Origin of the sequence: uncultured Tenacibaculum sp. (assembly GCF_947494125.1) — a bacterium.
Classification (GTDB): Bacteria; Bacteroidota; Bacteroidia; order Flavobacteriales; family Flavobacteriaceae; genus Polaribacter.
In genome coordinates this window covers 177,898-202,301 of sequence record NZ_CANLTU010000003.1, presented here as the reverse complement: position 1 = coordinate 202,301, position 24,404 = coordinate 177,898, and the positions used below count along the sequence as shown (strand labels likewise).

Annotated in this window: 16 protein-coding genes; 6 read left to right on the top strand and 10 right to left on the bottom strand. The window is 30.8% G+C overall.

From position 1 onward, the window contains the following. Window positions 1–238 precede the first annotated feature (238 nt). Both Q0881_RS07690 and Q0881_RS07685 read left to right on the top strand, forming a co-directional pair. Entirely contained in the window at window positions 239–1,045 is an 807-nt protein-coding gene (locus Q0881_RS07690) for a histidine kinase (protein ID WP_299158531.1), read from the top strand. Then, window positions 1,032–1,730 (top strand): response regulator transcription factor, encoded by a 699-nt coding sequence (locus tag Q0881_RS07685; protein WP_299158528.1) that lies wholly within the window; start codon window positions 1,032–1,034, stop codon window positions 1,728–1,730. Before Q0881_RS07690 ends, Q0881_RS07685 begins: the two co-directional genes overlap by 14 nt. Before the next feature lie 31 nt (window positions 1,731–1,761). Here Q0881_RS07685 and thrC read toward each other — a convergent pair whose 3' ends face one another. The 10 genes from thrC to Q0881_RS07635 form a co-directional block, all read right to left on the bottom strand. Next, window positions 1,762–3,048 (bottom strand): threonine synthase, encoded by a 1,287-nt coding sequence (gene thrC / locus Q0881_RS07680; RefSeq protein WP_299158525.1) that lies wholly within the window; start codon window positions 3,046–3,048, stop codon window positions 1,762–1,764. An 8-nt stretch (window positions 3,049–3,056) separates the two neighbouring features. Then, a complete protein-coding gene (locus Q0881_RS07675; RefSeq protein ID WP_299158523.1) occupies window positions 3,057–3,989 on the bottom strand; it encodes a homoserine kinase in 933 nt (310 codons plus the stop codon). Beyond that, window positions 3,986–4,627: a class I SAM-dependent methyltransferase gene (locus Q0881_RS07670; RefSeq protein WP_299158520.1), complete on the bottom strand. Its 642-nt coding sequence runs from the start codon at window positions 4,625–4,627 to the stop codon at window positions 3,986–3,988. Before Q0881_RS07670 ends, Q0881_RS07675 begins: the two co-directional genes overlap by 4 nt. A gap of 3 nt (window positions 4,628–4,630) precedes the next feature. Further along, on the bottom strand, window positions 4,631–7,072 hold the full coding sequence (thrA, locus tag Q0881_RS07665; RefSeq protein WP_299158517.1) for a bifunctional aspartate kinase/homoserine dehydrogenase I: 2,442 nt from the start codon (window positions 7,070–7,072) through the stop codon (window positions 4,631–4,633). A 341-nt stretch (window positions 7,073–7,413) separates the two neighbouring features. After that, window positions 7,414–8,109, bottom strand: a complete 696-nt coding sequence (locus Q0881_RS07660) for a hypothetical protein (protein ID WP_299158514.1) — start codon at window positions 8,107–8,109, stop codon at window positions 7,414–7,416. Beyond that, the gene (locus Q0881_RS07655; RefSeq protein WP_299158511.1) at window positions 8,109–11,216 is read right to left on the bottom strand and encodes an alpha-amylase family glycosyl hydrolase; all 3,108 of its coding nucleotides are present in this window, start codon (window positions 11,214–11,216) and stop codon (window positions 8,109–8,111) included. Before Q0881_RS07655 ends, Q0881_RS07660 begins: the two co-directional genes overlap by 1 nt. A 56-nt stretch (window positions 11,217–11,272) precedes the next feature. Next, the gene (locus Q0881_RS07650; RefSeq protein ID WP_299158508.1) at window positions 11,273–12,946 is read right to left on the bottom strand and encodes a SusE domain-containing protein; all 1,674 of its coding nucleotides are present in this window, start codon (window positions 12,944–12,946) and stop codon (window positions 11,273–11,275) included. Between the two features lie 30 nt (window positions 12,947–12,976). Further along, the gene (locus tag Q0881_RS07645; RefSeq protein ID WP_299158505.1) at window positions 12,977–14,098 is read right to left on the bottom strand and encodes a SusE domain-containing protein; all 1,122 of its coding nucleotides are present in this window, start codon (window positions 14,096–14,098) and stop codon (window positions 12,977–12,979) included. 18 nt (window positions 14,099–14,116) lie between these two features. Continuing rightward, entirely contained in the window at window positions 14,117–15,727 is a 1,611-nt protein-coding gene (locus Q0881_RS07640) for a RagB/SusD family nutrient uptake outer membrane protein (RefSeq protein ID WP_299158502.1), read from the bottom strand. 10 nt (window positions 15,728–15,737) lie between these two features. Further along, window positions 15,738–18,656, bottom strand: a complete 2,919-nt coding sequence (locus Q0881_RS07635; protein ID WP_299158499.1) for a SusC/RagA family TonB-linked outer membrane protein — start codon at window positions 18,654–18,656, stop codon at window positions 15,738–15,740. Window positions 18,657–18,853: 197 nt separating this feature from the next. Here Q0881_RS07635 and Q0881_RS07630 point away from each other — a divergent pair, with 197 nt between their 5' ends. The 4 genes from Q0881_RS07630 (at window position 18,854) to Q0881_RS07615 (ending at window position 24,388) form a co-directional block, all read left to right on the top strand. Further along, entirely contained in the window at window positions 18,854–19,870 is a 1,017-nt protein-coding gene (locus Q0881_RS07630; RefSeq protein WP_299158496.1) for a LacI family DNA-binding transcriptional regulator, read from the top strand. 135 nt (window positions 19,871–20,005) lie between these two features. Beyond that, complete coding sequence (locus Q0881_RS07625) at window positions 20,006–21,382, top strand: MFS transporter (RefSeq protein ID WP_299158493.1); 1,377 nt, start codon at window positions 20,006–20,008, stop codon at window positions 21,380–21,382. A 1-nt stretch (window position 21,383) separates the two neighbouring features. Continuing rightward, window positions 21,384–22,037 (top strand): beta-phosphoglucomutase, encoded by a 654-nt coding sequence (gene pgmB, locus Q0881_RS07620; protein ID WP_299158490.1) that lies wholly within the window; start codon window positions 21,384–21,386, stop codon window positions 22,035–22,037. A gap of 44 nt (window positions 22,038–22,081) precedes the next feature. Further along, complete coding sequence (locus tag Q0881_RS07615) at window positions 22,082–24,388, top strand: glycoside hydrolase family 65 protein (RefSeq protein WP_299158487.1); 2,307 nt, start codon at window positions 22,082–22,084, stop codon at window positions 24,386–24,388. The last annotated feature ends 16 nt before the right edge of the window (window positions 24,389–24,404 follow it).

Genomic DNA, 24,404 nt, shown 5'->3' with positions numbered 1-24,404 from the left:
GATATTATCAAAAAATACAATAAGGAATATAACTTTTTGGGTTATTATGTTTTTATACCTTTTGAGCTCATATTGGTATCGAGAACATGATAAAGTTTATATAGTAACCTATATAGGGTTTAAAGTTCTTTTACAGTTTTTATTAAGTATAATTATAGTATACACTCTAATTCCATTTTTATTGAATAAAAGAAAGACTTTTCTATTTATTATGTTTAGTCTTATAGCAATATATTTAATGCAATCACTCTACGGTATAGTTCGAGTTTATTATTTTGAAAGAAATTATCCAGAGGTTTATAGTAGAATGCCTCCATATATTTTGAAAGAAAGAATGGTTTCAGTTCTGGTATTCATAAGAAACATTACTTGGGTTCTTTTTCCAACTGTAATATTGATTGCTATAAAATATTATAGAGATCAAAAGGATATGATAACTTTAAGAGAACAGAAAAAAACAACAGAATTAAACTTACTTAAACATCAATTAAATCCACACTTTTTATTTAATACTTTAAATAATTTATATGCCTTGGCTTTAAAGAAATCTGATAAAACCCCAGAAGTAATAGCCAAACTCTCTGAAATATTAGATTATATTTTATATCAATGTAAAGAGAGTTATGTTCCTTTATATAAAGAAATAGAATTGTTAGAAAATTATATAGCCTTAGAAAAAGTAAGGTATGGAAATAGGGTAGAGGTAATTTTTGAAAAAGAAATTAAGTATGATGTAAAAATAGCTCCCTTGATTCTACTAACCTTTGTTGAGAATGCTTTTAAGCATGGAATAAGTCAAGAACTTAAAAAAGGATTGATAAAATTAAATATTTTAGCATCAGAAAAAGAATTGAGCTTTAAGTTAAAAAACACAAGACCTAGTTCTCATATAGATACTAAAAAATCTTCCAGAAAATCTATAGGAATGCAGAATATAGAAAAGCAATTAGATTTGTTATATGCAGATGCTTATTCTTTAAAAATAGAGGAGACTAATAAAGAGTATATTTTAGAATTAATACTTAAGCTAGATGAAAAAATATAGATGTATTATTGTAGATGATGAAGAATTAGCGAGAGAATTAATAGCTACACATTTGAGTCAATTACTAGATTTTGAAATTATAGCAACTTGCGCTTCTGCAATTGAAGCCAATAGAGTTTTAAAAAATGAAAATATCGATTTAATGTTTCTTGATATTGAGATGCCTGTTTTAAAGGGAACAGATTTTTTAAAAAATTTAGCAAAAAAGCCTAAGGTAATATTTACCACTGCACACAGGGAATATGCAATTGAAAGTTACGAGTTAAATGTGGTAGATTATTTATTAAAACCTATAGTTTTTAATCGTTTTTTTAAAGCAATAGAGAAGTTTTTAGATACTCAAATTGTAATAAAAGAATCAGGTGAAAAACAATTAGAATCAACTCATATTTTTGTTCAAAGTAACAAAAAGAATATTAAAATTTTATTAAACGATATTTTATATATAGAAAGTATAAAAGACTATATTAAAATTCATACTAAAAAATCAAAACTTGTAATTAAACACGGAATTTCTGCTTTCGAAAATAAATTAGATAATCGCTTTATAAGAGTCCATCGATCTTATATTATTAATTCTCAAAAAATAACTGCTTACACAAAACAAGATGTTGAGATAGATAAAATTGAGATACCTATTGGAGATTTGTATAAAAAGAATGCTTTAGAAAGATTAAAACTTTAAATAAAAAACCTCACTTAATGAGGTTTTTTATTTAACTGTTTAAAAATTCTTTTAAACCATCATAAGAGCTTGTTTTAATTGCACTCTTTTTTTTATGTAGAATAGCTTCAATCTTTTCCGGTATGGTTACTTGTGTATCTAGAGTATCTTCAACAACATCTAAAAATTTTACAGGGTGTGCAGTTTCTAAAAATAGACACAGTGTGTCTGAGTTGTTTTTTAAATACTCTTTTGCTCCTAAGTACCCAACAGCTCCATGTGGATCAGCAACGTAATTACTGTTTTTATAAATAACTTTCATTGCTTTACGAGTTTCTTCATCTGTAAAGGAATAGGATGAGAAAGCATTTTTTAAAGAAGCTAAATCGTTATTAAACAATTCTTGAATACGAATAAAGTTACTTGGATTTCCAACATCCATTGCATTAGAAATAGTTGCTTTTGATGGTTTTGGGTTATAAACTCCTTCTTTTAAATAATTAGGAACAGTATCATTAACATTAGTCGCTGCAATAAAATGTTTAATAGGTAAGCCTAATTTCTGAGCCATAATACCAGCACAAATGTTTCCGAAATTCCCACTAGGAACAGAAAATACTACCTCTTTATTTTGTTTATAGACTTGCTTATAAGCAAAGAAAAAGTAAAACATTTGAGGTAACCAACGTGCAATATTAATTGAATTAGCTGAGGTTAATACACGGTTTATTTCGGTATCTAAAAAAGCAGTTTTTACCATATCCTGACAATCATCAAAAACACCATCAACTTCTAAAGCAGTAATGTTTTGCCCTAAAGTAGTTAATTGCTTTTCTTGAATATTACTTACTTTACCGCTAGGGTAGAGTATAACTACTTCTACACCTTTTACACCTAAAAAACCATCAGCAACAGCACCTCCTGTATCGCCAGAAGTAGCTACTAAAACGGTAACTTTATTATCATTATTTCTATTAAAATAACCTAAACAACGAGCCATAAAACGAGCGCCTACATCTTTAAAAGCCATTGTTGGCCCATGAAATAACTCTAAAGTGCCTACATTTTTTTCAATTTCAACTACAGGGAAATCAAAGGATAATGTCTCTTTGATGATTTGTTGTAATGTTTCGGTAGGTATTTCATCACCTACAAATTGTTTAATAGCTTGATAAGCAATTTCTTCATTAGAATATTCTCCAATATTTTGAATAAAATCGTTGTCTAAAGGCGTAATACTCTCGGGGAAATACAATCCACGATCTGGAGCTAATCCGTTTACAACAGCTTCTTGAAAATTAACTTTGGGCGATTTTTTATTAAGACTATAATAGTTCATAGTTGTGTTTATTTTGTTTCTAATATTTTAACTCCTTGCGTATTTATTTTTGACGTAAAAAGATTAAAATCAATGTTTTTATCACTATAAGCATTTTGTATGGCTTTGTATACATTGGCTGCCGCTTCTTCACCTTTGCATAAAGCAAAAATAGTTGGGCCAGAACCAGATATTCCTGCACCTAAGGCGCCAGCTTTGATTGCTTCATTTTTTACCAAATCAAAATGAGGAATCAGATGTTTTCTAGCTGGTTCAACAATAACATCTGTTAATGAATTAGCTATTAATTGATAATCATTTGTATACAAGCCACTAACCAAACCGCCAACGTTTGCCCATTGTGTAATGGCATCTTTTAAAGGTACATCTTTAGGTAAAACTTCTCGGGCATCTTTTGTTTTAACCTCTATTTGTGGATGGATTGCGACTAATTGTAATTCATCTGGTACAGGTAATTTTACAATATCTAAAGGTTCGTAGCTTCTAATCAACACGAAACCTCCAAATATTGCAGAAGCAACATTGTCGGCAATAGGAGTACCGCAAGCAGCCTCTTCACCTAACATAGCGAATTTTGTTAGTTCTAAAGTAGAAAAGGGTCTATCTAAAAGTTCGTTTATACCAAAAGCAGCTCCTCCAGAACTTGCAGCGCTACTTCCTAAACCGCTACCTGGTGAATAGCCTTTGTGCATACTAATTTCTATCCCAAAGTCTGCAGGATGTTTTTTTAGCATGGCTAAGGCAACAACACCTGCTGCATTTTTTGTAGGATCTAATGATAATCCATTAGCCCCTGTTATTTGTGTTATTTTTACTCCTTTTTCTACGGTTTTAGTAAAAGACATTTCATCTCCAACAGTATCTACAGCAAAACCCATAGAATCGAAACCGCAAGAAACATTAGCCACAGTAGCAGGAGCAAATATTTTTATATACTTCATTTTTTTGCAATTAAAAACAAGTCAGTATCACCAATAGTAGTACCTTCTTGATATTCTTTTGTATAATTTTCTAACAATTGAAACTTGTTATTGTGTATAGTTTCAATTAAATATTCTGGATTATGGTAGTGAATAAACATGCTGTTTTTTCCATCGGAACTAGTTTTGTAACCAGAATCAGTATTGTAATTTCCAATCATAGTACTTATATAAAGTAATCCATTTTTATTTAAAACTTTATAAGCATCTTCAATTAGTTGGATACAATCTTCTTTAGAAATGTAAGGAAAGCAAAAACCGAAAATTACAATGTCAAATTTCTGTTCTAATTTTTTAATATTTCTACAATCTAATACTGTAAAATTAGCATCGGTATTATTTTCTTTAGCTAACTGAATCATGTTTTCAGCAGCATCAACACCCAGGATTTTAAAATCACTTCTTTTATTTAATAAATATTTAGTAATATTTCCAGGTCCAGAAGCCACATCTAAAACTGTTTCATGAGCTTTTTGAGTATGTTTTAAAAGCTTACCATAACTATGATGATATACAGTTGTATTCATGAATTTATCATAATACTGTTGTGATACTTTATTATAGGTCTGTATAATATTTTGATATTTATCCACTGCCATAATCTAATTGTTGCCTATTCTAATTACATCTGCAAAAATCCCCGAAGCTGTAACTTCAGCACCTGCACCAGCACCTTTTATTTGTAAAGGATTTACTGGGTATCTGTCTGTAAAGAATAGCACAATATTATCGCTACCTTCTAAATTATAAAAAGGATGATCTGAAGGAATATGTTGTAAACCAACATTTGCTTTTCCATTTTCAAATTCAGCAACATATTTTAAGCGACAGTTTTTATCATTTGCTTCTTTGAATATTTTTTGAAAAACAGCCTCATATTCAGTCAAATTTGCGTAAAAATCATCATTATTAGAGGAATTTAAACTTTTTTCAGGTAAAAAGGCATTGTTTTTAATATCAGATAATTCTAAATCGAATCCACTTTCACGAGCAAGAATTAGAATTTTCCTAGCTACATCTACACCACTTAAATCAATTTTAGGATCTGGTTCTGTATATCCTTGTTTTTGAGCTTCAAGAACTACATTGTGAAAAGTTGAACCTGCATTAAAGTTATTAAAAACAAAATTTAAACTACCTGATAAAACAGCCTGTATTTTATGAACTCTATCTCCAGAAGCAATTAAATTTTTTAAAGTATCAATAATAGGTAATCCAGCACCTACATTGGTTTCAAATAAAAACGGAACATTGTATTTACTTGAAATTTTCTTTAGCTTTTTATAATTCTCAAAATTGGAAGCACATGCAATTTTATTACAAGTAACTACAGCTATATTATTACGTAAATAGTTTTCATAAACTTCTGAAACTAATTGATTCGCTGTGTTGTCAACAAAAACAGCGTTTCGTAAGTTAAATGATTTAGTGCGTTCAAAAAATGATTGTAAAGAGCTATTTTCTCCTGTAATTAATTGACCTTTCCAATTAGATAAATCGATCCCATTTTCATTAAAAAGCATTTTTCGAGAATTAGAAATTCCAATTACTCGAATATTGAGTTTTAAATTTTCTTTTAAAAATTCTTTTTGTTGATGTATTTGTGCTAAAAAGCGTTCACCTACATTTCCAATTCCAGTAACAAACAGATTTAATTGTTTTATTTTTTCTTCAAAAAATTGCTCATGCAAAGTATTCAAAGCTTTTTTTGCATCGGAACTATTAATAACCGCTGAAATATTTTTCTCAGAAGCTCCTTGTGCAATTGCTCTTACATTTACATTGTTTTTTCCCAATGCACTAAACATTTGACCACTTAAGCCTTGGTGGTTTTTCATACTATCACCCACCAATGCTATAATAGCTAGATTACTTTCAATTAAAACAGGGTTTAATTTATGTTGTTGAATTTCAAAAGAAAAAGCTTCATTTAAAGATTCTTTAGCAAGTAAAGCATCCTCTTGATATATACCAATACATATTGAATGTTCTGATGAAGCTTGGGTAATAAATACAACATTTATATTTTGAAGTGACAGTGTTTCAAACATACGTTTTGAAAAACCAGGAATACCAATCATGCCACTACCTTCAAGAGTTAATAAATTAATGTTCTCAATATGTGTAATTCCTTTTACGGGCTTGTTGTTTGTTGATTCTTTTGATATAAGAGTCCCTTTATTCTCTGGATCAAAAGTGTTTTTTATTCGAATTGGAATCTCTTTTTCTAATACTGGCTGAATAGTAGGAGGGTATAAAACTTTTGCTCCAAAATGGGATAATTCCATAGCCTCTTCGTATGATATCTGTGTAATAGGAAAAGCTTGTTTTACAACTCTTGGGTTGGCAGAATACATACCACTAACATCTGTCCAAATTTGTAATTCATTTACTTCTAAAGCTGCCGCATATATAGCTGCAGAATAATCTGAACCTCCACGCCCTAAAGTAGTAGTCTCTCCTTTTTCATCAGAAGCTATAAAACCACCTAAAATTATTGCATCAAAAGAATTTTCTTTAAAGTAGTTGTTACAGTTTTTGTTAGTAAGGTTAAAGTTAACTTGAGCGTTTAAAGAATCATTATTAGTAATAATAAGTTCTCTACTATCTTTATGTGCTGCGTTTAATAATTCTTTTGCTGCATGTGCTATAATATATGAAGATAGTCTTTCTCCAAAACTAGCAACAGTTGCCAGTGTTTTAGAAGAAAGCTCTTGTAGAAGAAATATACCTTCGTATATAGCTTTTAACCTACTAAAAAGACGCTGTATTTCCTGTATTACTTCTGTTTGTTTTTCTTCAGAAATTAACTCATTAATTACCGAGAAATGTAACTCCTCTAATTCAGAAACAGCTTGTGCGGCAAGATCGTTATCTTTTAAAGCTACTTGAGCTGTGGCTAATAACTTATCGGTAGTTTTACCAAAAGCAGATACCACCACCACTGTTTTTTCTTGGTTCGAAACTTGTTTTACTATATGTAAAACTCTTTTGATGTTTTGATGATTGGCTACAGATGATCCGCCAAATTTTAAAACTTTCATTGTTAAATGTATAAAATAATAAATTGATTTTGTGGGAGTTATCTTCTTTTTGAGTTTTTCAAAAATATAACTATAACCTAAGATGATATGTAAATAACGAACCCCCTAAAGGGTACCCGTAATAATTGTAGAAATTGTTGTGCCAACAAAAGTAGTCGTAAGATTTACGACTGGTAAAGAATTAATATTTCTTTTGTTGTTTAACATCATTTCAAATGTATACTTTTTTTTGAATTAATGCTATTGTTTTTTATTTTTTTGAAAAATAAGAGGTTAGGGCTAGTGTTTACACCTAAATGAAGAGAATAAAAAAGGCATTTACTTAGTAAATGCCTTTTTTATTAGATAACTTTAAATTGAAATATTTCGGAAGAAGATGTATTTCCTTGCGAATCTTCAGTTATCACTTTCCAATAATAAGTATTACCAGAACTTACATTTGTATCTAATGCAGTTGTAGTTGTATTACCAATATCGGTAGTAGGGGGGCTTGTTGTATTTAATAAAATAGTGTATTTACTTATATCGTTATCAACATCGCTACCTGTCCATTTTAAATTAACAGACGTTGTTGTATTTGATAAATTTGCTCCCATTGTTGGACTTACTATATCTGCAGGGAAAGGAGCATGCGACGATACTGGTTTTCCTGCATTATAAAACTTCCAAGTGCTACTTTGCGCTACTTGTGTTCCAGTATTTTTTGAAACTACATACCAAGAATATGGAGTACCTCTATTAATAGTAATTATTTTTTCAGAAGTACTACTTGTGTACGTAGAAGTAACATCAGAATCCAAGTTTTTCACAAAAATTTCATAATTGGTAGTGTTTGTGGCATCTGACCAATTAAATGTTACTGAACTTTGAACATCACTTATAATAGTTCCTTCGTTGCATTCTGAATTTTGTTCAGGAAAGACTAAGGTAGCTTTAGTAGGAGCTGCAGGAGGAATATCCTCTGCACCACCACCTCCTCCGCAAGAAGTTAAAATTATACTTGAAAAAAGGACAATATATATATTACGAAAAGTCATTATTCTTTAATTATTTTAAACGATTTACTTTCATTGTTTTTTATTACATATAAAATGTACATTCCCTTAGTTAAGTTTGAAATATCTATTCTTTTTGTTTCAGAATTAGCTGATGCTTGATAAATTAAACTTCCATTTAATGAGTATATAGCTATTGATGCTTTCTCATTTAAAGTACCTAAATAGACATTAATATGTGTATTTGAAGGGTTAGGGAAGGTGCTAACTTCTTCACCTAGATAAATTGTTTTCTCATGAATTCCTTGACAGTCTTTATCTCCCACAACCTTTAGCGTATTTTCTCCTTGTACAAGAGGTAATTCTATAAATGAATTAGATGTTTTATATATTTTATCATTTAATGTTATGCTATAGTTTTTACTACCTTCAAGTTTAAGTTCAAGTGTTTTATTTTCTTTTACTACTTTAGAAGCTACGGTGATATCTTCTGGTTCTGTAATAACCGAATTAAAACATATTTTATAATTAGGTTGTCCATCTACAGTTATACAAACTTCATATTTCTCTGCAGAAAGATTTTCAAAACTATGTGTTGTATTAAATGTTTTAGTTAATGAAACTGAATTTCCTGTAAGCGTAGCTGTATAATTTAGATTTTTTTGTGCAGAAATTATAATAACACCATTGTTACTAACCCTACATGTTTCACTTAATATTTGTAATGAAAAATTGTCTGCTGGTAATGAAAATATTTCACAGCCTGAAACATCAACTGTTGCTCCAGCTGGCGTATTAGGACAGCTATCATTAGCATTTAAAACACCATCTCCATCTGTATCATTATTAGTAAATAAGCTTGAAGGATTATTTCCAAAGATTTTAAATTCTCCTGGAGCTAATGTTATTAGATTATTTACACTGGTAATAGCAGTTTTTTTATTTCCATCTAAGAATTCATACCAATCACCAGTTTCTTGAAATTTAGGGTCTATAGATTGTTCTGTAACACCAAAATTACCAATTATTGTAACATATTTTATCTCATTTCCTGTTGCTGAATTTAATGTTAAGTGTACTGTTTTTAACCCAGTACTTTCTGCAACATTTAGAGTGAAATTATCAGTTTTAAAAATAGGTTCTTCGGTTTTTAATTTTATTAGATCTTTCCAAGTATCATAGATAGCTTTTCTATTAGGCTCATTTTCGTAGTTCCAAAGAATAGGTTTGTTTCCTGTTCTTCCATTTTCTTCAATACTTATGTCATAACCTAACTCACCAAATTGCCAAATCATTTTTGGACCTGGAATGGTAAAGTAAAATGCTCCTGCTAATTTCATTCTTTCTAAAGCAGTAGCTAAATTTTTCACGTTATAGCTTCCATTTGAGTTACCAAATTGAAGGTTTTTATACATTAATCGTTCTTCATCATGACTTTCCATATAGGCTATATTAGCAGGAACAGTCCAGTTTCTATTATGATAATCTATCCATGAAAAGTCTGATTTTCCACTAGTATTAAAACCAAGTGTTGCTTCATTATATTTAGGATTTAAATTACTCCAAAGCATAATACCTTTTCCTTCATTTAAACGGTAGTTTACCCATTCGGTTTCTTCTTGATTTGTTCCTAAATGTTCAAAAATAACATAGAAATCTGCATCTTTTTCCCATTGATAGTCTGCATATTCTTTTAAAACAGCAACTCTATCTGCTTGAAATGCATTGGTACAAGAATCGTTACCATCTGAACAATTTTGAGTAAATCCTTTTGTTAAATCCCAACGGAATCCATCAATTTTAAATTCATCAATCCAGTATTGAGAAGTTCTTTTTACATAGTCTTTTGTAGCTTGTTTACTATGGTTTAAATCGTTGAAAACACTATATGAATGCTTAGCAGTTTCATTAAAGAATGGACTATCAGCAGCAGCTTGTCCACCATAACCACCATTACTAGTATTCCACATTCTGTAATATGGGTTTTGCCCTGTAGCATGATTATAAACAACATCTAAAATAACAGCTATTCCACGTTTATGACATTCATCAATAAATTGTTTAAAAGCTTCTTTTGTTCCGTAATATTTATCTAAAGCCATGTGGAAAGAAGGGTTGTAACCCCAAGATTCATTTCCATCAAATTCGCTAACAGGCATTAGTTCAATAGCATTTACACCTAGGTTTTCTATATAATCTAAACGATTTTTAACTGCATCAAAACTGTGTAATTGATCAAAATCTCTTATAAGTAACTCGTATATTACTAAATCTGTTTTTGCAGGTTTTGTAAAATTGGTTATTTGCCAGTTATATGCTGTCTCTCCTGTTTTAAAAAGTGAAACAGCGTGTTCGGTTTTACCAGCAGGGTAGGTTGGTAAATTTGGATAGGTTAATGCATTAATATTAGGATCATTATTTTGATCTAATATTGTTGTTGAGTATGGATCAGCAATTCTTAAATTTCCATCTACTAAATATTGATAAGTAATATTTGTTTGTGGGGTTATATTGGTTAACTCAATCCAAAAACGATCTTTACTGCTATCTTTTTTTAATAGATAGTTTGTGTCGTCTCTTTGCCAATTGTTAAAACTTCCTATAAGGTTAACAAAATCTTTTAGAGGAGCATAAAGAACAAAAGTAGCTTTAGTATTATCATTAGGATCTAAATTTAATCCATCTTTCATTCCACTAGGCAATGGAGCCTCAGTAACAGTAGGAGGGGGAGTAGATCCACCAACTTCGGCATACATATCTTGTGATTTTTTATCTCCAGTACCATCTTTAGCTTTAACCAAAAAACCTATTTTACCAATTCCGGTTCTGTTATAAAAAGTTGTAGGTTTTAATGTAATTGAATAGGTTCCGTTATTGTTATTTGTTAATTTATGAGCTTCATTAGAATCTGTCCAAGCACCATTATTTGGAGCATCAATTGAGTTTAAATCATTTGTATCATAAGACCAGCTCCATAAATATAAATCACTCACAGCCCATGTGGCAGTATTTATATTTGAAAAAGTAATTGTAATATCATCTGTTTCATTGAATGTATTAGGAGTTATAGAAAAATCAATAGTTTGTTGTTGAGAAAACAAACTAACTGATACTATAAATGTAAAAAAGAGTAGTAAGATTTTTTTCATTGTAGTTTGATAGAAAAAGAAAAGACTGGCTTAATATTAAACCAGTCTTTAAAAAATTATTCAACAGTTACTGTACCTTTATTAAAATCTACAGTTATTTTATATGTACCATCTCCGGGAGATTTCACATTGCTTTCACCATCTCTTACAATCATTCCAGGATATTTAGAGCTTTCACCCCAATCGTTATCCCAAGATCCTTGTACTGGTAAAAATTTAAATTCATCTGAAGCTGTTAAAACTTGAGAAATTTCAAACACACCTTCTGAAAGTTTTGTAAATGCTGGAGCAGTAGTGTTATCCCATCCGTTTGGCGATCCTACTAAATGTAAAGCTGCAGGAACTGAAACTAAAGAATATGATAAATTATTAAAGTCAACAGTTACCATATAAGTACCAGCATCTGCTACTTTTATGTTTTGCTCATCATCTTGTATAATTTTTCCTGATGAGTTTTTGTTTTCACCCCAATCTCCATCCCAAGATCCTGATGTAGGTAATAATTTAAATTCATCTCCAGCTGAAAAAGCTTGCATTCTTGTGAACACTCCGTTACCTGAAGTATTGAATTGTTGTGTAGCATCTGCATTGTTCCATCCATTATGAGCACCAACCATGTATAAGTTATCTATTTTTGAAATTTTATAACTTAAAGTGTTAAAGTCGATAATTACGATATAGTTTCCTGCATCTGTAACTTTAATGTTTTGCTCACCATCTTGAACTATTTTACCAGCGTTTGTTGGATCTTCACCCCAGTCTCCGTCCCAAGACCCTGAAGTAGGTAACATTTTAAACTCATCGTTTGCACTGAACATTTGTACTTTTGAGAATACACCATTTCCGTCATTATAAAATTGTTGCGTAGCATCTGCATTATTCCATCCATTATGAGCACCTACCATAAATAAGTTATCTGGCACAGCACCTTTATAAGGAGTCAAAGAAATAGTAATCATTTCTGAAGTTCTGAATAAATCTCCTGAGGCAGTTTTTGCAACGGCTTTTATTCTGAAATCAAAGTTAGCAGCAGTACTAGCAACTCCTCCAGCAGCTATTATAGCATCATTTAAAGCCTCATGAGAAATTTCAAATGATTTAGTTTCTACACTTCCAATATTACTAACTGTAGCAAAATTTGTTCCTCCAAGTGCCATTTCAACTTCATAGCTAATTTTTACACTGCTATTGTCTGCTGCTTCAGGATCATCCCAAGTTAATGTTAATGCAGTTAAACTAGGATCAGTATCAGATAATACCTTAATAAAAGTATTATCAGGACTTGTTATTACAGGAACTTTTACAGCAAATTTAGATACTTGAAATAAGATAGTATTAGAAGTTACGCTGCCTGCTTTTAATCTGATATAAACACCAGTTTCTGTAAATGATTTAATATTAGCGTTACTTAAGACAGTATTAAATTCTGTAACTGTCATTGTAAAGCTATTCTTATCGGTTGTACCTAAAAGAATAGGACTAGCAAAAGTATCTTCTAAAGACATTTCTACCATATAGTCTGAACTACCAGTAACTTCATCTACCCAAGTAATCGTAAAAGCAGGGTTATCTGGTAAAGAAAAATTTAAAAACACATTTGATATTCCAGGAGTATTCAAAACAAATTTTGCTTCTGGAGTAACAATATTTAAACTTTCTTCTGTATCACAAGAGCTGAATATTAGCGTAAAAGCTATTAATATCAGACTTAATTTATGTAAATATTTCATTTTTATTGTGATTATATTAAAATCTATTTTTTATAAGTTTAACGGAACAAGAATGTATTCTCCTGTTAAATCATTAAACCAAACATCGTAATCATCTTCAACAATTACTGGAATATCTGCACCACCATCTATTGCAGTTCCAGAGAACGAAGTGTTACTACCCCAAGAGCTTCCTGCTCCTGTTACAAATTTTAAATTCCCTGGCGTTAAATGTACACCACTAATATTCCAAATATGACCATCGAAGGTTAATGCAGTTAACGGCGTAGATGCAGTTACGGAAGACCCTTCTAAAGCTAATGAAGCAGGACTAGTTGTTCCTGAAGCATCGTACGATTTGAAAGAATATTTTTTACTAGCAAAGTTTATTGTTAGCGTATAAAAACCAGCTGTAATTGCATTGTTATTATTTGGGAAAGTACCAGGGTCGGTTCCTCCACCAGGATTTACTTCAATAGTCCCAGAATATTCACCACCAGCTAATACACCATCATTTGTTCCCCATTGTGGTTGCCATAAACCTTTTGTTTCAAGTATTTTAAATTCTCCTGCTCCAAAATAAGCAGTATAACTATACTCATTTTCATCATTTGGATTACGGAATAAAGCTGGGTTGTTATTGTTGTTATTCCAATCTGCAGCTGTAGCGTTTCCAACTAAGTAAAAGTCGTTAAATACATAGTTAAAGTATGGGTATACCATTAAGTTAATTACGTTTGAATTTACCGGATTTCCATTCTGAGTACCTAAAGAAGAAACAACTCTTACATATATAGTACTCCATTCAAATGGATTTAAACCAGCATTTCCTGCAGCAGAATTTAATTCCGCCATCGAAAATGTTACGTCATTTTTACCTGTTAAAGTTGTAGCTGTTACTGGAGAAGTAAAAGCTTCATCGCTAGCAAACTGAATAGCATAATTTATAGCAGTTTGTTGTGTATAATCTGCATCAGACCAGTTTAAAGTTAATGCAGGTGTATTTGTATTAATAGGATCTAATGTGATTTTATTTATAGTAACATCTGCTAAAACAGCTGCAGTTCCATCTGATACTGTAAATATTTCTGAAGTATCGTCACAAGCATTAAATACGGTAAGCATTACTAATGCTATAACTAAACTTGTTAGTTTTAAAAATTTATTTTTCATAATTAATGTTTTCAAGTTTTAGTAACCAGTGTTTTGAGTTAAGTTAGGGTTTGAAGCCAAACTGTTACTAGGTATAGGGTATACATTCATATGATTAGGGATAGAAATACCATTACTAGCATTACCTTTCCATGCCCAATTATAATTACCACCAGTAAATCTTTCAAAACGAATTAAATCTTGTCTTCTGTGTGCTTCCCAATGTAATTCACGAGCTCTTTCATCTAGAATAAAATCTAATGTTAATTCAGCTGCGGTAATTGCTTGTGGATTGTTTGCACGAGTTCTTAATTGATTAACATAAGTAACAGCATTGGCATTTGTACCACCTGTTCCTCCTCTTAAAACAGCTTCTGCATACATTAAATATACATCAGCAAGTCTAAATAAAGGGAAATCTGTATCTACAAATGTCTGATCACTACCATTAGTTCCAGTTGAAGTACGGTTAGAATATTTGGCAATAATGTATCCTTGATCTTTATCTGAAATATCTGTAATATTCGCGTCTCTTTGGGCAGTAATTAAAGTGTTTCTAGCATCTCCAGAAAACACACCACCATTAAATAAATCGGCAAATTGCTTTCTCACTCTTAAGGCACCACCCCATCCGCCGGCACCAACACCTAACGAAAGTCCGTTTGCTTCAATACTACCAACTTCTCCGTTAACGGCAACTGTAGTTGGACCAAAGTTTTGAGTTGTAAGTCCATCAGAAATTAATGGAAAAATAATTTCATTTCTAGCAGGGTTTGTATTGTTGTCTGCCATAAAATTATTTAAATAATTAGGAGCTAATGTATAACCTCCATTAATAATTTTATTAACGTACGTTAAACATTCTGTATATTTATCTTGTCCTGTATATACTTTAGCATTTAAATAAATTTTAGCTAAAATCATCCAAGCAACGCCTTTATCTGCACGACCATATTCATTTGACATAGGATCTAATAAATCAGCTTCTATAGCCTTTAATTCACTTTCTATGAACGTAAATAATTGGGCTCTATCTGCTTGAGGAGGAAAGAAATTAACAACAGGGTCTGTTTCTGTAACCATTGGAGCTTTTCCAAATAAATCCAATAAATGATAGTAAGCTAATGCTTTTAATAACCTTGCTTCTGCACGAAAAGTTTTAATTTCTGCTCTTGTAGCTGTTGAAACATTTCTAGCATCTAATTTATCATCGGTAGTTTCCCTTAAAAAGTTATTAGCAAATGATACAGAACCAAATGCTCTACCAAACATACCATATAGTAACGGGTTCTGAGCAGTCCATATATTACGTTGAATTTCTCTTGTCCCAGGATCATTTTCATACGACCAAATCATTTGATCAGCAGATAAAGTTTGTAGATATAATAATACACGACCGTATTGACTAGTACCTGCATCTAAACCTTGTATGTTAGAACTTCCAGGTCCATCTACACCTGTTAATGAAAGATTAGCATAAACACCTGCTAAAACTTCTTTATAAGCACTTTCGTTTTTAAACAGTTCTTCACTTAATACCGTTTGATCATCTTGTGGTGTAATATTTAAATCTTTAGTACACGAAGAAACAACCAAGGCTATACTTGCAAAGAACGATAAGAACTTTATTGATTGAATATATTTTTTCATTTTTTTAGTATTAAAATTTAATATTAGTACCGATAAGGAAGTTTCTAGGTCTTGGGTAAATTGTATTGTCAAGTCCTCCGAAAACTTCAGGATCTAAACCACTATAGTTTGTAATTGTAAATACATTTTGCATACCTGCCCAAATACGAATACTATTTTTAGAAAACTTTTTAATAGGTCTATCGAATGTATATCCTATAGTTATATTATCCATTTTTAAGAAAGAAGCGTTTTCTATATAAATATCAGAGTTTAAAACATCTGAAGTATTTATAAAATCGGTAGCTAATACAGAAGTAGGAATGTTTCCTAATAAAGCATTGTCTTGTAATAACGCATATTGAGCTCTCGCAGAATTTACATTGTTATATACATGATTACCAATATTTGCTCTTAAATTAAAAGATAAATCAAAGTTCTTATAATTAAAATTAGATTGGAAACCAAAGATCATATCTGCTGCTGGATTTTCTTTTAAATAACGATCGTTATCATTTATAATACCATCACCATTTAAATCTGCATAAGAACCTTCTATAGGTTTACCAGCACTGTTGTATAATTGTTTAAATACATAAAAAGAACTTGGGGCAAACCCTTCTCTTAAAAGTTGTATTGTATTACCAGTACCACCTGCAGTCCCTCCAGTTCTAATATCACTATTATTAGCTAAAGCAGTAATTTTTCTATCTAGGTACGTTGCATTGGAAGTGAAATTCCAGTTAAAATCTTCGGATTTTAAAATATCACCATTAAAAGTAAACTCAATACCTTTTATTTCTAAATCTCCCACATTTTGTATTACTTGGTTACTAAAGTTAATACCATCTGGTAAACCAGTATTGAATAATAAGTCGGTTGATTTTTTATTAAAATAATTTAAAGAACCATCAAATCTATCATTGAATAATCCATAATCAATACCAAATTCTAAAGTAGCAGTTTCTTCCCATTTTAAATTTGGATTAATTACTGATGGAATTGTAGCTTTAATAACGTTATTTCCAAATTGGAATTGTGAGTTTTGATTCCCAAAACGATATCTATTTAAATAAATATCATTTACTCCAGGCAAGTTTTGTTGCCCTGTTAAACCATAACTAGCTCTCAATTTTAAACTAGATATAACCTCAGAGTCTTTTAAGAAATCTTCTTCGCTTATTTTCCAAGCCAAGGCAGCACCTCCAAAATCACCCCAACGATTTTCACTACTAAAACGAGAAGTTCCATCTTTACGATAATTTAAGGTAAGTAAATATTTATTTAAATAATCTACTTTTATTCTACCAAAGAAACCAATATTAACAACATTAGGATCTGCAAATGTTGTAGCAAAAGATGTTGGATTTAATATATTTCCTGAACCTCCTCCAAAATTTTTAAATTTTTGGTAAGAATACCCAGCAGTAACATCGAAGCTTACTTTCTCTAGTTTTTTAGTATAATTTAAATACCCATCTAATAGTTGGTTACTTCTTTCTGAGTAACTAGAAGATTCTATACCTGCAAAACGTAATGTTTCATCTGCGTTTCCTATATCAAATGCGTTTGTGTAAGAAGTTTTTCCCTCAGCTTTATCAAAACCAACATTAACAACAGCTCTTAAATCTGGGAAAAAGTGAAATTTATAATCAAAATTTAAATTTCCAAAATGTCTAAACACTTTACCGTAACTATTGGCTAATAATAAAGCCGCAACAGGGTTTTGTGTTCCGTTTAACACTAAGTTTCCGTTTCTATGTTGATAAAAACCTCCAAAAGGAGAAGAAGCATCGTAAACTGGTTGTGTAGGGTCATAGCGTAAAGCAGCACCTATTTGACCAGAATCACCAAATCGACTATCTTCAAAATTTCTATTATAGTTTAAGTTTATTTTTAAATGATCGTTTAAAAAAGAAGGATTCATCGATAACGATATAGTTTTTCTATCAAAATTTGATGTTAATAAACTTCCTTCTTGATTAGCAAAACCTAAAGATAATCTTGTTGGTATTGCTCCAAAAATTTGACCTTTTGCAGTTAAGTTTGTTAAAGAAGAACCTGTTGTTCTAAAAATTTCATTTTGCCAATTTGTATTAGCTGTTCCTAATAAACCAACATCTCCTGGCCTTTTTTGTTGAATTATATTTCTAAATGCGTCAGCAGAGAAAACATTAATTCTATTTCTAACTTCACCATAAGTAAATTGGTAATCTAGATCTAACGTGAAGTCTTTTTTACCTTTTTTAGTGGTAATAATAATAACACCATTAGAAGCACGAGAACCATAAATGGCAGTTGCAGAAGCATCTTTTAAAACAGAGAATGATTCAATGTCATTTGGGTTTATATTAGCTAAAACACCACGAGAACCTGCTACACTATTTTCTTCAATAGGCAAACCATCTATAACAATTAGGGGAGTGTTTGAAGCAGTAATTGATGAACCTCCACGGATAGTAATTTGTGATCCAGAACCTGGAGCTCCACTTGTTTTAACTTCTACACCAGAAACTCTACCGCTTAATAGATTTTCAGGAGTAACAACGTTACCTTTTGTAAAATCTTTTGATGTTATAGCTTCTACAGAACCAGTTGCATCTTTAACTGTAGTAGTACCATAACCAATTACAACAACTTCATCTAAGTTTTGATCGTCGTTTTCTAAAGTAATAGTAATGCTTGTTTGATTACCTACTAAAATTTCTTTTGTTTTTAAGCCTATAAAAGAGTAAATTAGGATGTCTGTAGGTTTAACATTTTCTAGACTGTAATTACCATTAAAATCGGTTTCAGTCCCTTTGACTGTTCCTTTTATGATAATACTTACACCTGGCAAAGATTCGCCTGTGGCTTTTTCTGTGACCTTACCTGTAACAGTTTGTTGAGCAAACATTGTTATAGAGGAAAGTAGTAGAATTCCACTGAACAATAATTTTAAATTTTTCATGTATAAATTATTAAATAATAACTGTAAATTTGATTTATAAGCAATCAATAATTTAAATTCCACCCCGTGAAGGTAGTCATTAAAATGTCTATCTAAGTACTATTAACACTACGAAAACGTTTTCGTGTTAATAACTTTTTTACTTTAACTTAACATATCGATAATATTAAACGAAAAATTTATCAGTTTTGTAAAATATGAAGCCAAAAATTACCATAAAGATAATAGCAAAGGAGTTAGGAGTGTCAGTGTCTACAGTTTCTAAGGCCTTAAGAGATAGCTATGAGATTAGTAAGGAAACTAAAGATCGTATAAAAGCATACGCAGATTATTATAACTATAGACCTAATAACTTAGCATTACAATTAAGAAATCAAAAGACGAAAGTTATTGGTATTATTTTACCCAAAATTGTACATCATTTTTTCTCCACAGTAATAAAAGGTATAGAAGATGAAGCAAATAAGAAGGGGTATAACATAATGGTTTGTTTTTCTAATAATAATGAACAAAAAGAAGCTGAAACCATAGATGTATTAACAAACGGAAGCGTTGATGGTTTATTAGTATCTATAGCAAAAGAAACTTTAGAGAATAATACTTTTTCACACTTTGAAAGATTAACATCTAATGAAGTTCCTTTAGTTTTGTTTGATAGAACACATTCTTCTATAAATTGTGACAAAGTAATTGTAGACGATATTGGAGCGGGTTATAAAGCAACGAAACATTTATTAGATTTAGGATGTAAGAATATTGCAATTGTAACTACTCCAGAGCATGTTACAGTTGGTTTACATAGAGAACAAGGTTATGAGAAAGCATTAAAAGAAGTAGGTGAAGATATAGATAAAAACTTAATTATAGAAGTAGATGAAGATAGAGATATCTATACACAAATAAATGAGTTGTTTAAACAAAAAATAGATGCTGTATTTGCAGTAAACGAAATTTATGCGGCTATAGCTATAAGAATAGCAAAAGAAAAAGGAATGAGAATTCCTGAAGATATTTCTGTAGTTGGTTTTACAGATGGTTTAATATCTGAATACTCATCACCATCAATAACAACTGTTGTTCAACATGGGTTTACTATGGGAAAACAAGCTGCAGAAATGTTAATTGATAGAATAGAAAATGAAGATGAAAATAGAAGGTTTCAAACAAAAGTGATCTCTAGTAATTTGAAAATTAGAGAATCTACGAAATCGTAATAGTGATTTTTTTTTATAATTAAAGATCTAAATTATATCTTTATCACGACAAAAAGACTTATCAATAATTTATATTCCACACATAAATAGATAAGTCATAGCGCTTATCGTAGTATAAACTAATTAATTACGATAATGAATAAGCGTAAATTAAGTTTTTGGGAAATTTGGAACATGAGTTTCGGTTTCCTAGGGATTCAGTTCGGTTTTGCCTTACAAGGAGGCTTTATGTCTCGAATATTTCAAACTCTTGGTGCTGCTAAGGATGACATTCCAATGCTTTGGATTGCCGCTCCATTAACAGGATTATTAGTACAACCTATTATAGGATATTTAAGTGATAGGACATGGAGTGTGAAATGGGGAAGAAGGCGTCCTTATTTTTTAATAGGAGCAGTTTTAAGCTCACTAGCATTATTTTTTGTGCCACATTCATCAGCATTATGGATGGCAGCAGGATTTCTTTGGATTCTTGATGCTTCTATTAACGTGTCTATGGAGCCATTTAGGGCTTTGGTTGCAGATAAATTACCAGAATCGCAACGTTCTTATGGTTTTGTTGTACAAACTTTAATAATAGGAATTGGTACCTGGGTGGCAAGTAATTTACCGTGGATGGTATCACAATTCGGAGTAAGTGATTCAGCTACTTTAGGAGTTGTACCAATGTCTGTAAAAGTAGCTTTTGCTATTGGAGCTTTTGTATTCTTAATAAGCATTCTATACACAGTTTTTACTACATCAGAGTATCCACCAGAAGATATGGAGGCTTTTGAAAAAGAAAAGGCAAAAAAGAACCAATTTATACCTGATATTTTAAATAATATAGGAAGTATGCCTTCAACAATGAAAAGGTTAGGGGTAATACAATTTTTTAGTTGGTTTGCTTTTTTTACAATGTGGAGTATGGCAAATCCAGCACTTACCGAGCATGTATTTAATACACCAGCACCAATTGAAGCTAATTATGATATGGCAGTAACTGCACAAGCAGAAGCTTTTAATATAGCCAATACTGCATTTCAAAAATCGTCAAATTTAGTAGGGTCGTATATGGGGACATATGGATTATCATCTATGGTTTTTGCTTTGTTATTAGTGTTGTATACATCAAAAAGAAGAATTAATAGAAAATATGTGCACATGGTTTCTTTAATCCTTGGGGGATTAGGTTTCTTAATGATGAAGTTTATACCATCACCAGAGTATTTAACAATCTCATTTATTTTAATAGGTTTTTCTTGGGGAAGTATATTATCAATGCCATATGCAATGTTATCAAGTTCTGTAGATCCTAAAAAAATGGGGGTAATTATGGGAATATTTAACATGTTTATTGTAATACCACAAATAGTTGCAGCTCTTGGGGGAGTTAATTTTATATCTGGTTTATTGGGAGAACAAGCTATTAACGCTATGACTGTAGCGGGTATAAGTTTATTATTAGCCGGGTTAGCAAACTTTTTAATTACAAATCCCAAAGCAATTACATATCAAACAGTAGAAGAATAAAATGAAGAAAGGATTTATATTCGATTTAGACGGTGTCATAGTAGATACCGCGAAATATCATTTTTTAGCATGGAAAAAACTTGCAAATGATATAGGGATAGATTTTACAGAAACTCAAAACGAACAATTAAAAGGAGTAAGTAGAGTAAAATCTTTAGAAAAAATATTGTCTTGGGGAAATAAAACAATCTCTCAAGATGAATTTATGGAACTCATGGCAAAAAAAAATAATGATTATTTGAGTTATATAGCTAAGATGGATGAAAGTGAGATTTTGCCAGATGTTCCTAAAATATTAAACTATTTAATAAAAGAACAGCAGCCAATATCATTGGGTTCAGCAAGTAAAAATGCTAGACAAATTTTAGAAAAAGTTAATTTGATCTCGAATTTTAACGCTATTGTTGATGGTAATGATGTGTCAAATGCAAAACCAGATCCAGAAGTGTTTTTAAATGCAGCAAAATTATTAGAAGTAGCACCGGAGAATTGTATTGTTTTTGAAGATTCTTTAGCAGGGGTGCAAGCAGCTAATAATGCAAGTATGATATCAATAGGTATTGGAGAAAAAGAAGTTTTAAAGGAAGCAGATTATGTCTTTAATGATTTTACAGAGATAAGTGTAGACTTTTTAAAAGAGTTAATTAAGAAATAGAAAACAAAACTTACTTAGAGTTTTAAAAAATAGAATGATTTAAAATGAATCAAGATTATATCAAATCCAACGAATGGAGTATTATAGAAGAAGGATTTAATACAGAACGTGTAAAATCTTCAGAAAGCCTTTTCAGTATAGGAAATGGAGCAATGGGGCAACGTGCCAATTTTGAAGAAACGTATACAGGAGAAACTTTTCAGGGAAGTTATATAGCTGGAGTTTATTATCCAGATAAAACAAGAGTAGGTTGGTGGAAGAATGGATATCCAGAATACTTTGCAAAAGTTTTAAATGCTCCAAACTGGATAGGAATTAATGTAAAAGTAAATGGAGAACAGGTAGATTTAAATACGTGTTTGAAAGTTACAGAGTTTAGAAGAGAATTGAATATGAAGGAAGGTTGGTTAGCAAGAACCTTCAAAGCAACTTTAAAAAGCGGAATAGAAATAGCTGTAAAAGCAAAGCGTTTTTTAAGTTTAGAATTAGATGAAGTAGGAGCTATAAAATATACAATTACACCTTTAAGTTCAGATGCAACAATTAATTTTGAACCTTATTTAGATAGTGAAATTACAAATGAAGATACAAATTGGGATGCTCAATTTTGGAATACTTTAAGTGTTTCTTCAGAAGGTTCTCAAGCTTTTATAGAGGCACATACAATGAAAACAGATTTTCATACTTGTACTTTCATGGAATCTCAATTTGAATTGAACGAAGAAAAAATAAATATTGACCCAGAAGTAGTTAAAACTGATAAAAATATTTCGTTTAACTATGGTACTTCAGTAAAGAAAAATGAAAGCTTTACCATTTATAAATTTGCTGGATATACAGCAGATAGAAATCATGACAAAGCAGAACTAACTTTAGCTGCAAAATCTGTTTTAACGAAAGCAACATCATTAGGATTTAATGATTTGTTAGAATTACAGAAAAAATCTTGGGCAAAGATTTGGGAAACTGCAGATATAACTATTTCTGGAGATGTAAAAGCGCAACAAGGAATAAGGTTTAATATTTTTCAATTAAATCAAACATATTTAGGTACAGATCCTTTATTGAATATAGGCCCAAAAGGATTTACAGGAGAAAAATACGGAGGAAGCACCTATTGGGATACAGAGGCATACTGTATACCATTTTATATGGCAACTAAAGATGAAAAAGTAGCAAGAAACTTATTAGAATACCGTTATCAACATTTAGATAGAGCTATTGAGAATGCTGAGAAATTAGGATTTAATAATGGGGCAGCATTATATCCAATGGTAACTATGAATGGAGAAGAATGCCATAATGAGTGGGAAATTACTTTTGAAGAGATTCATCGTAATGCAGCCATAAGTTTTGCTATTTATAATTATGAAAGATATACTAATGATGAATCTTATATCCCAGAAAAAGGATTAGAAGTTTTAATTGGAATTGCACGTTTTTGGCAACAAAGAGCAACATTTTCATCGGCAAGAGATAAGTATGTTATTCTAGGAGTAACAGGACCAAATGAATACGAAAATAATGTAAATAACAACTGGTATACCAATTATGCTGCAAAATGGTGTATTGAGTATGCTTTAGAGTCTATTGAGAAAGTTCAAAAAGAACATATTTCAGATTACATTAGAATAAAAGAAAAAGTAAGTTTTAACGATACAGAATTAGCGAAATGGAAAGAAGTAGCAAAGAACATGTATTTTCCATATTCAGAAAAGCATAATGTATTTTTACAACAAGATGGTTTTTTAGATAAAGAATTGGTTTCAGTAGCAGATTTAGATAAGTCTCATCGACCAATTAATCAAAAATGGAGTTGGGATAGAATATTAAGATCACCATATATTAAACAAGCAGATGTATTACAAGGTTTCTATTTCTTTGAAGATCACTTTTCAAAAGAAGAATTAGAAAAGCATTTTGATTTTTATGAGCCATTTACTGTACATGAGAGTTCACTTTCTCCTTGTGTTCATAGTGTTCAAGCAGCTAAGTTGGGTAGAATGGAGCAAGCGTATGAATTCTATTTGCGTACTTCTCGTTTAGATTTAGACGATTATAATAAAGAAGTAGAAGAAGGATTACATATTACTTCAATGGCAGGAACTTGGATGAGTATTGTAGAAGGTTTTGGAGGAATGCGTATTAAAGGAAATACACTTTCTTTTGAACCAAAAATTCCAAAACAATGGAAAGGATACTCTTTTAAAGTAAACTTTAGAAATCAAATTTTAAAAGTATCTGTAAATCAGGAAGAAACAAAGTTTGAATTAGACGGAACAGAAGATTTAGAAGTCTTATTTGAAGATAAAAGTATAAAGATTACCCCTAATAGTATGATTACTGTGTAATTAAATTAATTCCTCA

Coding starts and splice junctions, on each gene's coding strand:
- Q0881_RS07625 (WP_299158493.1), top strand. CDS start 20,006: ATGAATAAGCGTAAATTAAGTTTTTGGGAAATTTGGAACATGAGTTTC.
- Q0881_RS07690 (WP_299158531.1), top strand. CDS start 239: ATGCAATCACTCTACGGTATAGTTCGAGTTTATTATTTTGAAAGAAAT.
- Q0881_RS07650 (WP_299158508.1), bottom strand. CDS start 12,946: ATGAAATATTTACATAAATTAAGTCTGATATTAATAGCTTTTACGCTA.
- Q0881_RS07640 (WP_299158502.1), bottom strand. CDS start 15,727: ATGAAAAAATATATTCAATCAATAAAGTTCTTATCGTTCTTTGCAAGT.
- Q0881_RS07660 (WP_299158514.1), bottom strand. CDS start 8,109: ATGACTTTTCGTAATATATATATTGTCCTTTTTTCAAGTATAATTTTA.
- Q0881_RS07655 (WP_299158511.1), bottom strand. CDS start 11,216: ATGAAAAAAATCTTACTACTCTTTTTTACATTTATAGTATCAGTTAGT.
- Q0881_RS07630 (WP_299158496.1), top strand. CDS start 18,854: ATGAAGCCAAAAATTACCATAAAGATAATAGCAAAGGAGTTAGGAGTG.
- Q0881_RS07635 (WP_299158499.1), bottom strand. CDS start 18,656: ATGAAAAATTTAAAATTATTGTTCAGTGGAATTCTACTACTTTCCTCT.
- thrC (WP_299158525.1), bottom strand. CDS start 3,048: ATGAACTATTATAGTCTTAATAAAAAATCGCCCAAAGTTAATTTTCAA.
- Q0881_RS07615 (WP_299158487.1), top strand. CDS start 22,082: ATGAATCAAGATTATATCAAATCCAACGAATGGAGTATTATAGAAGAA.
- Q0881_RS07670 (WP_299158520.1), bottom strand. CDS start 4,627: ATGGCAGTGGATAAATATCAAAATATTATACAGACCTATAATAAAGTA.
- Q0881_RS07675 (WP_299158523.1), bottom strand. CDS start 3,989: ATGAAGTATATAAAAATATTTGCTCCTGCTACTGTGGCTAATGTTTCT.
- Q0881_RS07685 (WP_299158528.1), top strand. CDS start 1,032: ATGAAAAAATATAGATGTATTATTGTAGATGATGAAGAATTAGCGAGA.
- pgmB (WP_299158490.1), top strand. CDS start 21,384: ATGAAGAAAGGATTTATATTCGATTTAGACGGTGTCATAGTAGATACC.
- Q0881_RS07645 (WP_299158505.1), bottom strand. CDS start 14,098: ATGAAAAATAAATTTTTAAAACTAACAAGTTTAGTTATAGCATTAGTA.
- thrA (WP_299158517.1), bottom strand. CDS start 7,072: ATGAAAGTTTTAAAATTTGGCGGATCATCTGTAGCCAATCATCAAAAC.